We start from the raw sequence: 14969 nt of genomic DNA, 5'->3' as shown, positions 1-14969 counted from the left end.
TATAACCCTTAAACCTAACCTTTAACTGCGCCGGACGTTAAACCACTGATCATCTGTTTCGATGCGAACAGGTAGGTAATCACGAGTGGTAAAATAGAAATTGTGGTACCTAGCATTACCGCGCCCCATGGCGTATTCGGAATACCTTGAACACTTCGTAGTGCTTGTGTGATGACGTAATTGTCAGGGTTGTTCAGTACCACAAGAGGCTGCATAAACATGTTCCAGAAGAAGACGAACTGCACGATAGCGAGTGTTGCGAGTGCTGGTTTCATCAGTGGCAGTACCACACTCCAGTACGTTCTGAATTCACCTGCGCCATCCAGTTTCGCTGCTTCTAATAGCTCTTTAGGAATCGATGCAATCACGTGCTGACGCATCAAGAAGATACCAAATGGCGTGGTTGTGAACGGTAGCCATACCGCCATGTGGTTATCCAACAAGCCTAAGAATTTCACGATCATGAAGTAAGGGATCAAGCTAAGCACTGGCGGAATCGCCATTGAGCCAACCAGCATGCCGAACAACACGTTCTTACCGCGGAACTTAAACACAGCAAACGCGTAGCCACCCATGCTACAAAACAGCAGCGAGATGGTTGTGCCTAAGAAAGCCACGTAAATCGAGTTAAACATCGCTTTCCAAAACGGCATGATTTCCAGCAGTTTTGCGTAGTTCACCATTAGGCTGTCGCCAATAGCAAAGCTGATGCCCGAGCCGAAGATCTCCGAACGGTCACGTGTTGAAAGCAGTGCTGACCACACAAACGGGAACACCGTAATGATTGCGGAAACAATCAGTAATATGCCGAGCATGACCATCAAGATCTTAGTCATGATGTACATGGTGCGTTCGCTTGGCATTAGGCCACTTAATGGTGAGGTATTTGTCTTAATTGATGTCGACATCTTAATGTTCCCCTAAGCCTTTCTTACCGAAGAATAAAAATTGAACCAAAGTACAAGACGCGATCAGTGCAAACAGAAGCCATGAAATTGCTGACGCTGTGCCCATTTCTAACCATTCCCAGCCCACTTTGTAGAGGTACATCGAGATAGTTAAACCAGATTGACCTGTACCACCTGTGCCACGCGTTAGAACGAACGGTTCTTCAAACATTTGCAGGTTACCGATAATGGTCATGGTGATTGCAAAGAAGATAAATGGACGAATCATTGGTAGTGAGATGTTCCAGAAGCGGCGGAAGGCATTCGCACCATCCATACGTGCAGCTTCTAAAATGTCTTTAGGAATCGTCATTAAGCCTGTGGTGTAAAGGACGATGTTAAAACCGGTGTATTTCCAGAAAACCATGATCGCGATAGACGGCTTCACCATAGTGGCATCGTCTAACCAGCGGATTGGTTGAAAATCGTTAACCCAAGCAAATGCCCAACCAAACAGCGTGCTATCGGCCAATGCCATTAGCGTTTGGTTGATAATTCCTGAGTTAGGAGAATACATATTGAAGAAAATCAGTGACGCTGCGACCGTTGATGTGATGAACGGTAGAAAGTACGCCGATGTTAGCCAGTGACGCATACGGTCACCCATTGAAACCAACATGTAAGCCACTGGAATAGCGACTAAGTGCTGAGCAACACCCGATGTGATTGCTAGCCACAATGTGTTCTTTAATGAACGCCATAGCCATGGGTCAGTCAAGGCAATGTGATAGTTCTCAAAACCAACGAACTCCATTGCATCCATGCCCTGTACTGGGTTCCATTCGTGGAACGACAGATAAACAGAGAACAACAGCGGGAAGATCCCAAATACAGAAAAAATGATCAGAAACGGCAGAAGGAATCCATACGGTGTAAGCGCTTTCAAATTCAGGCGAGAAAAAAGGCTTTTGTCCGCAGGTTCTATCGTTGTGCTCGCTGTATGATTCATAGTAACGACCTCTTAAAAAAGGAAGCGCGTTATCCACGCTTCCTCACTTACTCAAAGTAATAACAAATTAAAGATTACGCGTACGACGCTTGATTAGACGCTCTGCCTCTTTCAATGCAGTCTCGATGTCCTTACCTTCATCAAGCACTTCCATCAATGCGTTCTCTAAAATTATAGAGCGTGCTACGTGGTCGCCTTGAGCTGGAGATACTGGCTTGATGTTCTGTGCCACTTCTGCAAATAGAAGACGTGCTTTCTGACCACCTAGGAACTCCATCTCTTCTTGGAATAACTCATCGTCATACGTCGTTACGTTCGCAGGGAAAGCCGCAATCGTTTCGAAGTGCTTAAGTTGAACATCACGGTCAGTCGTCATGTATTCAATCAGCGCCCAAGCTTCATCTGGGTTGTCAGATTGAGTTGGAATCGATAGGAATGAACCACCCCAGCTGCCGTAAATGCCATCAGGTAGGTTTTCTACTGCCCATTTACCTTTGGTTTCAGGAGCGATCCAGTTGTTTAGGTGACCAAGTAGCCAAGCGCCAGAAAGTTGAGTTGCAAATGTGCCGTTGCGAAAGCCCTCGTACCATTCGTTAGACCAAGCCAGAATGCGGCCGTCTAAGCCTTTGTCGCGAATCTCTTTTGCTACTTCAAAAGCGTGAACAAAACGCTCAGATGTCACAACTGGGTTGCCATCTTTATCGAAGTAAAGACCTTCTCCTTCAGGAACCGTTGTGAAGATGATCGCTTGTGCAACGTCGGCAGCTGAAGCGATAAGTTGTACGTTTTGCTCTTTCAGTTTTTCACCAGCAGCGATGTATGAATCCCAATCTTTGATTGCTTCTTCTACATTGATGCCCGCTTTTTCAAACACGTCGGTGCGGTAGTACATAACACCTGGACCAAGGTCGACAGGGATGCCGTACATGTCACCGTCAGCGCCTTTGCCTTGTGCCCACGCGTAAGGTGCGAATCGTTCTTCGTATTTATCTGCACCGTAGTTTTCAGACAGGTTAACTAGGCCGCCAGAGCCAACGAATGGACCGATTTTCTCTACGTCCACAACAATCACATCACCCGCACCTGAGCCTGTAGCTAGGTTAGTGGTTAGTTTTGTGTGGTGGTCACCGTGGTTGTTCATAAGGTAATCAACTTTGATCCCTGTTTCCTTTTCGAAATCAGGCAGTAATACCTTCAGGCTGCTATCGAAATCCGGGAAGCCGTCGAAACGAATCTCTTTGTCAGCAGCATTTACCGCTGTTGCACCTAGTCCTAAAGCAACCGCGCATGAAAGCGCTAAGGTCTTAAATTTCATGTTCTATCCTTAATATTTTTATAGGGTAACCAGTAAATCCGATACCGAGTTTCTAGTGACCAACGTCGGCAGCAATTTAAAGTTCACGTCATGTTTGATTTTTTTTAGCTTTTGTAGAGTGAGCTGCACTGCTTCGATGCTCATCTCTTCAATGGGGAAATTAATGGTGGTCAAACTAGGGGTCAGATAACGCGCGAAGATGGTGTTATCGAAGCCAACAAGAGAAACGTCTCTCGGAACAGACAATCCCTCTTTATGCAGAACTTCGAACGCGCCAAATGCCATGTGATCGTTTGAAGCAAATACCGCCGTAAAGTGGCATTTTCTGTTGATCAACTTCTTCATGGCGCTGATGCCTGTCTCTTCAGTAAATCCCGCCTCAGAGACTAAGGCTTCATCATATGGCACACCGGCTTCTTCCAGTGCCTTGCGATACCCCTGCAAACGCCCCCTAGCGTCGGCTTTATCTAAAGGCCCGGTAATACACGCGATATCTGTATGTCCCTTTTGCAAAAGATATTGAGTAGCGAGTAGCCCCCCGACTTCGTTATCAATATCAATGCAACTCATCGCCATTTCTGGGATGAAGCGGTTAATTAAAACCACAGGGGTCCCCTGTTCTTCCAATTCAATTAAATAGTCATCACTGAGCAGTTGAGTGTGAAGAATCAAAGCATCAACACGACGCCCCAACAGAAACTCCACAGACTCTCGCTGCCCTTGTTCGGTGTTCGAACCCGCTGTAACAACAGCGTGGTAACCAAAGCGGCGTAGGTTTTCTTCTATGCAATGCAAGATGCCTGAATAGAAAGAACCGCCCAGTTCTGGAACAACTACACCAACACTTCCGGTACGACTTGAAGCCAAAGCTTGAGCGATAGAGTTCGGGCGATAACCCAATTCTTTGATCGCTTTTTCAACCTTTAACTTCTTGTCATGACTCACTCTGCTAGTGCCATTAATAACCCTAGACACTGTCGCCTGAGACACACCTGCATGTTCTGATACGTGTTTAATTGTCGCCACTCGAACCTCGATACTTCATTAGCTTGTAACCGCTTACAAAACGATTATTAAGAAATTACGTTTTAGTTGAAGTGAGTGTCATCACACTAAAGTTGGAGGTAAAAATGCCAGTTGTGGAAATCATGAAAGCGCTTACAGATTCACTTTACGCCATGAAACTGTTTCATGAGATTATTGTTTATATTATCAATATGACGTTCGATTACTTGCTCGTCAGATCAAAGAAGTACGCCAAAATTCATTTTTTAAAGCGTCATTTGATGATGAATCCGCAGCTGACGGCAATATACACGGGGAAAGTGACCTTGTTATTTCAATGGCCTTTCGAAATTGTATGAGAACATTTCCTCTCATGAGCACTCACATTAATGCTTCGTTGACCCGACACAAAAATGCCCAGCAAAAGCTGGGCATGGAAGAGGGTAGAGTCTCCTCTAAACCGTATTTTCTGATTGCTCGGCGAGCTTAAACTCTTGAGTTAGTGAGAATTGCTGCTGCGACATGGTTTCAAGCTGTTGACCATGAGAAAACAAAACCTGAGATCGTTGAGAGTTGTCCTCTGCCAAGGTGTGTATCTGACTGATGTTTTGTGTGACTTGAGAAGCAACCACTTGGTGTTCCGTGGTTGCAGTCGCGATTTGATGACTCCTTTGCTCAACCTCATTAAGCAGATCAGACACCGTTGAAATTGAGTGATTCACTTCGCCCGTTTGCTCAACACATTGAACCATCCCCACCACACATTGATTGATTTGTTCCACCGCCAATTTAGAACTGGTTTGCAGCTGTTCTATCTTGTTGTGTATCTCTTGCGTCGAGGCATTGGTTTTTGCCGCTAACACGCGAACTTCATCGGCCACCACAGAGAAGCCACGCCCTTGTTCGCCCGCTCGCGCCGCTTCAATAGCGGCATTCAATGCCAACAAATTGGTTTGTTCAGAGATCCCAGATATCACATCCAAAATAGAGCCAATGCTGGCGCTTTCGCTTTCAAGCTGGCCGATGGTCGCTGTTGATTCTGCCAACTTACGTTCTAAACTGCCCATCAACTCGACGCTTTTATCCATGGTCTTCTGACCAGCACAGGAACTCGACACCGCTTCGGTTACAAGCGTTAGCGTTTGATTAGCAGCTTGAGTTATTTCGGTCACCGAGCACTCGATCTGCTCCATAGCTGTTGCCACCATCACCGTCTGATTGGTTTGGTCTTGCATCGCCTCGCTCAATGAACGGCTCGTGCTTTGGTTCTCCAGAGACGCTTCCTTCAAGCGCGTCGACGATTGACGCATGTTCTCAATCATTTGAGTCAGATGACTGATCACTAAGTTGACCTTGTCGCTCACTGAGCCAAACTCATTATTGGCTTGATACTGCACCATCGCGCTCAAGTCTTTATTGGCAACTTGGTCGAGTGCACTTTGTAGCAGCTTGCTTGGTTTACGGATACCTTTGGCAATATTCAACCCGATTAACAGAGCAATAAGCACGGAAGCAAGTGCAATAAAACCCTGCATCACAAGGGCTTGCTGCGAAGAGTCCATCGATTCGTGATACAGGCGTGTCGCGGTGTCTTCAGCGTACATTGAAAGCTCATCAAATTGACTTAACTGTTGATCGATTAGCTGTTCAATTTCCTGCTTTTGAAGGGAGATAAACTCATCGAGTTTGACGGTTTCTTTATGGATAGCGACTGAGCCACTGGCTGAAAACGCGTGTGAAGCGAGCAGTGATAAAGACTGCTTACTGCGGCGCAGCAAAGATGAATTCAGATTATCTAAATCTGCGACCGCTTGTTCGAATCGCTCTTTGCGACTTTGTAGGCGACGCTCTACCCCACGAACCTCGGAAGATGTTTGCAGTGAAAACGCTTCGTTGGCTTCCGCGGCAATCAAACTCAATTGCACCAACAAAGCTTCGACTGCCTTTTGTGTCTGCTCTGAATCTGCACTCGCGAGTTGATTCACCAAAGTATTATTGAGCTGTCCCACCACAGATTGAAATTGCGCTTGTCCCATCGAACCGAGATCTTTGCTATCCAAATACTCAACATAAAGCTCTAATACCTGCTCTATCTTATCGATAGTCAACAAACCTGTTTGAGTGATGTTGTTAAGCATGGCTTCCATTTGTGAACCAGCTACGCCCTTACCTTCGAACCAGTTCAATTGCTGCTGATATAGCTCGATGTTGTTTAAGACGGTTTGTTTCAGTGGCTCAAGTTCATCAATATAGTTAGCGGATAAGTAGGGTGTGGTGCTGCGATTAATGTCCAGAAATCGGATGGTTAACGTTGAAGATTGAAGCATTAATGGCGTAGCTTGCTGGGTGATGTTTTCGATTCGAGTGGTGATGTCTTTATTGCTACTGATGCTTAACCATGCAGAACCCAGCATGATCACAATCAGTACGAAGAAACCTAAATAAACTCGAGACACGATGGAAGAAAGTCTCATAGTAAATCCCTGATCTAGTGGCGAAAAAAAGGGCACAAAAATGTGCCCAAGAATGGAGTTAATTGAAACGTGCCCTAATCAATCTGCCTTTAGGGCTAAAATGGACAGTATTTACGTACTATTGAAAAGCATGGATATTCGAAAGCATGGCTCTTTGAAAATATGCCGAATTCAAAGAGCCGCTCTTTCTATATCGGTGATTACCACCAAGCTTCAAACATTGCGCCGAACGACAATGTGTCAACATTAGTTGTCTTCACTGTGTTGCCTTTGGTTTCTACATCACCCACAGTTGTGTAGAAACGAAGCATTGGACGGCTCCAAGGTAAGCCACCTAGAGAAACGTTTTGAGAAAGCGTTACTTTCCATGCGTTCTCTTCACCGTCGTCATCGTAATCAACCATGCCGTAGCCCGCTTCTAACCATGTAGAATGAACATCATCCCATTGGTACTGTGGACGAACGATACCAGCGTATTCCGTGTTCTCGCGGTCTAGATCAGAACCAGAGTTGTCTTTGTACGACACTAAGTAATCGATGATGAAGTTATCTGTTGCTGCGTAGCTACCTTCAACACTTGCGTACAAAGTTTGGTAGTCACCTTTTAGGTCAAACACTGATGAATCCGCACCGTCACCATACTTAACAACCAACTTGTTAGACTCACCCAAGCCTAAGGTTGCACCTACCAAGTATGCCGTTTCGTCACTGACTTTTGGAGCACCCGCTACGTCAGAGTCTGCTTCATCTGAAGCAAAACCATAGTTCGCATATAGGTCTAGTTGGCCGATACCCGCATTAATAGAGTGCAACTTAGAAGTAATTGCGTATCGACCGTTGTCGTTCACTAGGCCGCCTTTCACCTGGCCTACGAAGCCCATGTCTAGCTTGGCACCGCCGAAATCTAGGTTGTTAAAACCAGCACCTTGACCATCGTGTGTCATCCAGAAGTAATCGTTCAAACCTTGTTGCGGACGTTGATGGAAGTCACGACCAGCCCACATGTACAGCTCAGGCTGGCTTTCAAATACATTGGTTACACCAGCGTACATTTTTTTCATGCTTAGGCCGCCGTCATCAGCCCATGCGTCTGCTTCCCAGTGGTCAGCCATGAATACGATGTCCCAGATAGCGCCGTTGTCAGCTTGGAAAAGCTTAGCTAACTGAACTTCACCACCATTCGCTTCGTTACCTAAACGACCAACAGAGCGGCCTGTTGTACCGATGTCTACGTAGCGCTCATCACCACTTTTGTAGTGAGCGCCGTAACGAGCGTAACCAGAGAAGACGATACCGTCTGGCACAGTTGTTTCTGAAGTTAGAACCGCTTGTTGCTGATCATCAACATACTTGATGTCCCCAACTTGAGATTCCAACTCTTGGATTCGTTGCTCGAGAGCAGCAAGATCCGTTTCTGCAGCAAAAGAAGAGAGTGAAGCAAGCGAAGCCGCCACTGCGACCGTTATTGGCAAAAGCTTAAATTTTTGCATTGTAATTCCCTATTATTTTTTTGAGTTTTCATCGAACAGGGAAATATTAAGCAATGAAAGCGTTGAAAAGTTGGTCGCTGTTCACACTGATAAATTAGGTCGAGAGCCATGAAACTTTTAGAAAAGTCATACCCAAAACTATTAATTTAATATCAGAAACTTAGGGCGGGAAACGCGTGGAATATCAGCTTGAAATCGCTTTCATTTCATCAATAATGGCGGGGTCTATCACGGAAAAGTGTATGTAAAAATGAAGGAAATATGGTGCAGTTTTGATAAGTTTTCATATATATGAACAGCCTCAAAATCTAAGGTCGATTTTGAGGCTTTTTAGTCTGAGTCAAACACCCAATTATCTAGAATCAAGCATTATCTAAAACGAATCTAGAGATTCAACGCCCATATTAAACAGCGTAAACGCATAAATATCGGCAGTGAGATCGATCGCTTTACTCAATGGCATTCCGGCGCCATGGCCCGCATTTACGTCGATACGAATCATCACAGGCGCACCACCTTCATGCTTATCTTGCAGCTCTGCGATAAACTTATAAGAGTGTGCTGGTACCACGCGGTCATCATGATCCGCTGTCGTGACCAAAGTTGCTGGGTAGTCGACACCACGCACAACGTTATGAACCGGAGAGTAACCAAGCAGGTATTCAAACATCTCTTTGTTTTGCGCGGAGGTACCATAGTCGTACGCCCAACCTTCGCCAGACGTAAAGGTATGGTAACGCAACATATCTAGCACCCCAACAGCAGGCAGAGCCACTTGGAAAAGCTCCGGCCTCTGTGTCATACACGTACCCACCAGCAATCCACCGTTAGAGCCGCCACGAATCGCCAACTTGTCACTACTGGTATAGTTCTCGGCGATTAAGAACTCTGCTGCAGCGATAAAGTCATCAAACACATTCTGCTTTTGCTGCTGAGTACCCGCTTTATGCCACGCCTTACCGTACTCACCGCCGCCTCTCAGGTTGGGAACTGCGTACACGCCACCCAATTCCAACCAACTGCCCACCGTCCCCGAGAAAGAAGGCGTTAGGCTGACATTAAAGCCGCCATAGGCATACAACATGGTTGGGTTATTGCCGTCCAGTTTTAGTCCCTTCTTATAAGAGATAAGCATCGGAACCTGAGTTCCGTCTTTTGAGGTATAGAAGACCTGCTTAGATTCGAACTTGTCCGGCTCAAACGGAGACTCAGAGCGCTGATAGATTTCCGAGCTGCCAGATTCAACATCAAAAGAGAAAATCGTTGGCGGCGTAACATAATTGGTAAAGGTGTAATAAAGCTGAGTTTGCTCTTTTTTGCCACCCAAGCCGCTGGCCGTTCCTAATCCTGGCATGTGGAGCTCTCGAACTAGATTACCTTGATAATCAAGCTGATCAATTTTGGATACTACGTCCACCATGTAGTGCGCGAACAAGTACCCCCCACCTGTACTGATGTCTAACGGCTGTGGCTTTTCTGAGATGATATCTCGCCAATGCTCAGTGCCGCTATCAAAGCTCACAACCTTGCCATTCGGCGCATCAAGGTTGGTGTATAGAATGAAGTTCTCACCTTGATTATCGATGAGATACGTATCGCTATCCACATGATCAATCAGTGTGTTCAAAGACTGCTCTGATGATTTTAAATCGATATAGAACAGTCGATTACCTGAAGTCGACTCCTTGCCGAGGATGATCAAGTATCGATCGTCTTCAGTGGTGTAGCCAGACACATAGCGGTGTTGCTCATCGTTGCTTTCGCCAAAGATCACCTTGTCGCTAGCTTGCTCTGTGCCCAACTCATGGAAGTACAGCTTGTGTTGTTCTGTACGAGCTGAAAGTTCACTACCGTCAGGCTTATCGTAACTGGAGTAGTAAAAACCGCGATTGCCTAACCAAGAAATGCCAGTAAATTTGGCGTCGGTAATTTCCGTTTCGAGCTGCTGCTTAGTCTCAGTTTCAATCACGAAGATCTTACGCCAATCACTGCCACCCTCAGAAATACTGTACGCCACTAAGCTATAGTCTTTCGAAAACGATACCGAGCCCAGAGATGTCGTGCCATCTTCCGAGAAAGTGTTCGGGTCTAGGAATACTTCAACCGGCTGCCCCTCTCTCTGACGATAGAGAATGCTGTGGTTCTGCAAGCCATCATTCTTATAGAAGTAGGTGTAGTCACCTCGGACAAACGGCTGCGAGCTCTTTTTGTAGTCTTGCGCTTTTGCCAGTCGCGCTCGCAGTTCCGCGCGATACGGAATTTGAGCAAGGAAATCAAACGTGACTGCATTCTGGTTCGCTACCCACTCTGCAGTTTGGTCACTTCTGTCATCTTCTAACCAGCGGTATGGGTCTTCGATTATCTGACCAAAATAGTCATCGCTGACGATCTGTTTGTTGGTGATTGGATATTGATACTCTTTTAAATAGCTCATCGTGATCCTTATTAAAAATAGTGAGAAATCGTCAGATAACGAGTTCTGATGTGTTCAATCAATAACTTAATCTTGTTGGGCGGCTGACGCGTAAAAGGGTACACCGCATAAATACCGAGCTTCTTACCCACTAAGTCAGGGAAGATATCCACCAGCTGACCGTTACGAATATCGTGATAAACCAGACAACGCGGCACGTACGCAACGCCATGTCCACCCAGCGCAGCTTTTCTTAATGCAGTCGCGTTGTCTGTCGAGAAAGAGCCCGAAACACGCACGATATATTTGTCGTTGTCTGTACAACCGTCTTTGCTATACAGAAACTGCCACTCACTCGCCCCTGTGGTTTGATAGGCGTATTGCAAGCAGTTGTGCTCCACTAAGTCTTTGGGCTGCATCGGTTTACCGTTCTTGGCGATATAAGAGGGCGAGGCACACACCACCCATTGAGAATCCAATATGTGTCGCGCAATCAAGCTGGAGTCTTCTAGGTAACCGGTACGAATCACCAAGTCCAAACCATCTTCTACTAAGTCAACAAAGCGATTGTCCAGTGACATATCGACTGTTAAACCTGGATGCATATTACAAAACTCAGCAACGGCGTCTGCCAGAATCAAATCTCCAGAGATAGTAGGCACTGACATTTTGATATGACCGCTGACATTTTCACCAAAGCCTGAAACTGCGTCCATAGCCTCTTGAGTCGCCTGCTTCACATTTTTGGCTCCGTGCAAAATTGCCTTGCCCGCCTCAGTCAGGGTCAATTTACGCGTCGTTCGATATAATAATTGCACGCCAATTTCTTCCTCTAGGCGTGCAATTCTTTTACTAACTACCGAATTTGTAAGGTTATTTTGCTCTGCCACCTTACTGAAACTGCCCAGTTCTACTACCTGTGAAAACAGGATCAAATCATCTGCTCGCATCTGATTATGCCAATTTTGGAATTAATTATTTTCATTATTTCCCTATATCAATAAAAAATAAAGGGGTAAATTCACGCCAAATTAACAAAAAAATTACAAAAGAGTCATTCCAATTACAAGATTCGCACCAAAATGGTTCCCGCTTAGAGGCCAATAGCGAATCAAAAATGACAACCCATAACGTGTTATCTACTTCAAACATGAACGTTTGAAAACAGTACGAGGAAGTACCCATGAGTGAAACTCTACTAGCTCTATTGGCCTTTTCACCAATAGTTGTTGCAGCGATTCTGCTGGTCGGCCTGAACTGGCCTGCGAAAAAAGCGATGCCAGTGGCATTTGCATTAACCGTTGCTATTGCCCTATTTGCTTGGGATATGTCTGGCACTCGCGTGCTGGCTTCTGTATTTCAAGGCTTCGGCATTACCGTGTCGGTTCTCTGGATTGTGTTCGGCGCCATCTTCTTATTAAACACTTTGAAACACACCGGAGCTATCACCACCATCCGTAACGGCTTCACGGACATATCCGCTGACCGTCGTGTTCAGGCGATCATCATCGCTTGGTGTTTCGGTTCCTTCATTGAGGGCGCATCTGGCTTCGGTACACCTGCAGCTATTGCAGCGCCGCTACTGGTTGCTATCGGCTTCCCTGCGCTGGCTGCGGTACTGATGGGCATGATGATCCAATCAACGCCAGTATCATTCGGCGCGGTGGGTACGCCTATCATCGTTGGTGTGAACAAAGGCTTGGACACACACAACATCGGTGAAAGCCTGATTGCTCATGGTTCTACTTGGGACGCTTACCTACAACAAATCACCTCCAGTGTGGCGCTGATTCACGCCTCTGTGGGTGTGATGATGCCAGTGTTGATGGCGATGATGCTGACTCGTTTCTTCGGTAAGAACAAAAGCTGGACAGAAGGTTTGGACATTCTGCCGTTCGCACTGTTTGCTGGTGCAGCGTTCACCATCCCTTACGCACTAACCGGTGTCTTCCTAGGTGCTGAGTTCCCATCTCTAATTGGCGGTCTGGTTGGTCTTGCAATTGTTGTTACAGCAGCAAAACGTGGCTTCCTAGTACCGAAATCAAAATGGGACTTTGAGAGCGAAGACAAGTGGCCAACTGAATGGTTAGGTTCTCTGAAAATTGACCTTGATGACAACAATCAAGGCCATAAGAAGATGAGCATGGCGATGGCGTGGGCACCATACGTGCTGCTAGCGGTGACCTTGGTTGCGAGCCGCGTGAGCCCTGAGTTTAAAGATCTCTTGAAGAGCGTTAGCCTTTCGTTCAGCAACATCCTTGGTGAAACCGGTGTGAGCACTGCGATTCAACCTCTGTATCTACCGGGCGGTATCCTAGTATTTGTTGCACTGGTTGCTGTTCTGATTCAAGGCCGCAGTGCGGCGCCACTGGCGAAAGCATTTGGTGAATCAAGCAAAACACTGATTGGTGCAGGCTTCGTACTGGTGTTCACCATCCCAATGGTTCGTATCTTCATCAACTCTGGTGTGAACGCAGCTGACCTAGCGAGTATGCCTGTAACAACAGCTAACTTCGCCGCGGACTTAGTTGGCAGCGCATTCCCAGCATTGAGTGCCACTGTTGGAGCGTTAGGTGCCTTCATTGCGGGTTCAAACACAGTATCAAACATGATGTTCAGCCAGTTCCAATTCGAAGTAGCGCAAACCCTGACTATCTCAAGTGCTGTCGTCGTTGCCCTACAAGCCGTTGGTGCTGCAGCCGGTAACATGATTGCAATTCACAACGTGGTAGCCGCTTCGGCAACGGTAGGCCTACTAGGACGTGAAGGTGCAACACTACGTAAAACCGTTATCCCTACGTTCTACTACTTGGTGATGACAGGCATCATCGGCCTAGTGGTTATCTATGGCTTCAATATGACAGACGTGCTTATGTAGCCCATAAGTCGTCACCAAAGCACTTGGCGTTAATACTCAATTCCCCGACAGCGACACCGTCTAATAAGACAGTTGATGAGTTCCGGGATGGACACTAGAACACATCAACACCCACGGGTATTAACGCCATTTTCCCGAATTAAAGCAGCCCAAACCAAGCTCTCAAAGAAGAGCAACATCCCAAGAATTTAGGACTGAAATTATGATCATATCCGCATCGACTGATTACCGCGCCGCAGCAAAAGCGAAATTACCACCGTTTCTTTTTCACTATATTGATGGTGGCTCTTACGGAGAACATACCCTACGCCGCAACACGGCTGACCTTGCTGAGATTGCGCTAAAACAACGCGTACTCAACGACATGTCGGACCTAAATTTAGAAACCGAGTTATTTGGCGAGAAGCTAGCGATGCCAATTGCACTGGCGCCTGTTGGTTTAACGGGTATGTATGCAAGACGCGGTGAAGTACAAGCCGCCAAAGCCGCAGACAACAAAGGCATTCCGTTTACCATGTCGACCGTGTCAGTGTGCCCGATTGAAGAAGTAGCCCCTAAGATTGAACGCCCAATGTGGTTCCAACTTTACGTGCTCAAAGATCGTGGCTTCATGAAGAACGTACTAGAGCGTGCAAAAGCGGCAGGCGTGACCACACTGGTTTTCACGGTTGATATGCCCGTACCCGGCGCTCGCTACCGTGACATGCATTCCGGAATGAGTGGACCAAATGCAGCAGTACGCCGCGTATTCCAATCTATGCGTCATCCTAGTTGGGCAGTTGATGTCGGCTTGCTGGGTAAACCACACGACCTAGGCAACATCTCTACTTACCGTGGCTCTCCTACCAAGCTGGAAGACTACATCGGTTGGTTAGGTGACAACTTCGATCCGTCGATTTCATGGAAAGACCTAGAGTGGATTCGTGATTTCTGGGACGGCCCAATGGTCATCAAAGGTATTCTCGACGAAGAAGATGCAAAAGACGCGGTGAGATTTGGCGCAGACGGTATCGTCGTTTCAAACCACGGTGGTCGTCAGCTTGACGGCGTTCTATCAAGTGCCAAAGCGCTGCCATCGATTGCTGATGCAGTGAAAGGCGATACCAAGATTCTGGTCGACTCTGGCATTCGAACTGGCTTAGATGTGGTTCGCATGATGGCACTTGGCGCAGACTGCACCTTGCTTGGCCGTTCTTTCGTATACGCATTAGCAGCTCAAGGACAAGCCGGCGTTGAGAACCTACTCGACCTTTACGACAAAGAGATGCGCGTTGCCATGACATTAACTGGCGCAAAGACAATCAAAGACTTAACTCGTGAATCTTTGGTGGGGTTAGAGTAAGCCCGTTGATTCACTGTAATGCTTGGGTCTACTTAGACTGAAGTTCAATCGATGTCACAGCAATTCCACTGCCGTTGTGACACCGTTTAAGCACTGGAAAATAAAATAAAAAGCTAGGGCGTGTTGATCTTTCGAGCTGATTTTTGCAGCGAGTTG

The 14969-nt window shown here is 46.6% G+C and carries 10 protein-coding genes; 2 read left to right on the top strand and 8 right to left on the bottom strand.

The window, feature by feature from the left end:
* Positions 1-14: 14 nt before the first annotated feature.
* The 8 genes from F0251_RS03920 to F0251_RS03885 all read right to left on the bottom strand — a co-directional run bounded on the left by F0251_RS03920 (position 15) and on the right by F0251_RS03885 (position 11543).
* A complete protein-coding gene (locus tag F0251_RS03920) occupies positions 15-863 on the bottom strand; it encodes a carbohydrate ABC transporter permease (RefSeq protein WP_017061568.1) in 849 nt (282 codons plus the stop codon).
* 46 nt (positions 864-909) lie between these two features.
* The gene (locus F0251_RS03915; protein ID WP_017070431.1) at positions 910-1896 is read right to left on the bottom strand and encodes a carbohydrate ABC transporter permease; all 987 of its coding nucleotides are present in this window, start codon (positions 1894-1896) and stop codon (positions 910-912) included.
* Positions 1897-1963: 67 nt separating this feature from the next.
* Positions 1964-3211 carry an ABC transporter substrate-binding protein gene (locus F0251_RS03910; RefSeq protein ID WP_017068576.1) on the bottom strand — a complete coding sequence of 416 codons (1248 nt, stop codon included), beginning with the start codon at positions 3209-3211 and terminating at the stop codon, positions 1964-1966.
* Between the two features lie 18 nt (positions 3212-3229).
* Positions 3230-4237, bottom strand: a complete 1008-nt coding sequence (locus F0251_RS03905) for a LacI family DNA-binding transcriptional regulator (protein ID WP_017068575.1) — start codon at positions 4235-4237, stop codon at positions 3230-3232.
* A gap of 434 nt (positions 4238-4671) precedes the next feature.
* Positions 4672-6690: a methyl-accepting chemotaxis protein gene (locus tag F0251_RS03900; RefSeq protein ID WP_171730368.1), complete on the bottom strand. Its 2019-nt coding sequence runs from the start codon at positions 6688-6690 to the stop codon at positions 4672-4674.
* Between the two features lie 200 nt (positions 6691-6890).
* A complete protein-coding gene (locus F0251_RS03895; protein WP_171730367.1) occupies positions 6891-8180 on the bottom strand; it encodes a carbohydrate porin in 1290 nt (429 codons plus the stop codon).
* A gap of 373 nt (positions 8181-8553) precedes the next feature.
* Entirely contained in the window at positions 8554-10614 is a 2061-nt protein-coding gene (locus F0251_RS03890; protein WP_171730366.1) for a prolyl oligopeptidase family protein, read from the bottom strand.
* Between the two features lie 11 nt (positions 10615-10625).
* Positions 10626-11543 carry a LysR family transcriptional regulator gene (locus F0251_RS03885; protein ID WP_102426077.1) on the bottom strand — a complete coding sequence of 306 codons (918 nt, stop codon included), beginning with the start codon at positions 11541-11543 and terminating at the stop codon, positions 10626-10628.
* Positions 11544-11776: 233 nt separating this feature from the next.
* Between F0251_RS03885 and F0251_RS03880 the strand changes: the two genes are divergently transcribed.
* Together F0251_RS03880 and lldD are read left to right on the top strand one after the other, a co-directional pair.
* Positions 11777-13471, top strand: coding sequence for an L-lactate permease (locus tag F0251_RS03880; RefSeq protein WP_171730365.1), 1695 nt, complete (start codon positions 11777-11779; stop codon positions 13469-13471).
* A gap of 202 nt (positions 13472-13673) precedes the next feature.
* Positions 13674-14813, top strand: a complete 1140-nt coding sequence (gene lldD, locus F0251_RS03875) for an FMN-dependent L-lactate dehydrogenase LldD (protein ID WP_171730364.1) — start codon at positions 13674-13676, stop codon at positions 14811-14813.
* Positions 14814-14969: the final 156 nt, after the last annotated feature.

Source organism: Vibrio sp. 070316B, from assembly GCF_013114115.1.
Taxonomy (GTDB): Bacteria; Pseudomonadota; Gammaproteobacteria; order Enterobacterales; family Vibrionaceae; genus Vibrio; species Vibrio chagasii_B.
The sequence above is the reverse complement of the archived record's forward strand: the minus strand, read 5'-3'. Positions and strand labels throughout refer to the sequence as shown.

Excerpts from the sequence above, each read along its gene's own strand:
- F0251_RS03915 (WP_017070431.1), bottom strand. The coding sequence starts at position 1,896 with ATGAATCATACAGCGAGCACAACGATAGAACCTGCGGACAAAAGCCTT.
- lldD (WP_171730364.1), top strand. The coding sequence starts at position 13,674 with ATGATCATATCCGCATCGACTGATTACCGCGCCGCAGCAAAAGCGAAA.
- F0251_RS03880 (WP_171730365.1), top strand. The coding sequence starts at position 11,777 with ATGAGTGAAACTCTACTAGCTCTATTGGCCTTTTCACCAATAGTTGTT.
- F0251_RS03890 (WP_171730366.1), bottom strand. The coding sequence starts at position 10,614 with ATGAGCTATTTAAAAGAGTATCAATATCCAATCACCAACAAACAGATC.
- F0251_RS03885 (WP_102426077.1), bottom strand. The coding sequence starts at position 11,543 with ATGCGAGCAGATGATTTGATCCTGTTTTCACAGGTAGTAGAACTGGGC.
- F0251_RS03895 (WP_171730367.1), bottom strand. The coding sequence starts at position 8,180 with ATGCAAAAATTTAAGCTTTTGCCAATAACGGTCGCAGTGGCGGCTTCG.
- F0251_RS03900 (WP_171730368.1), bottom strand. The coding sequence starts at position 6,690 with ATGAGACTTTCTTCCATCGTGTCTCGAGTTTATTTAGGTTTCTTCGTA.
- F0251_RS03910 (WP_017068576.1), bottom strand. The coding sequence starts at position 3,211 with ATGAAATTTAAGACCTTAGCGCTTTCATGCGCGGTTGCTTTAGGACTA.
- F0251_RS03920 (WP_017061568.1), bottom strand. The coding sequence starts at position 863 with ATGCCAAGCGAACGCACCATGTACATCATGACTAAGATCTTGATGGTC.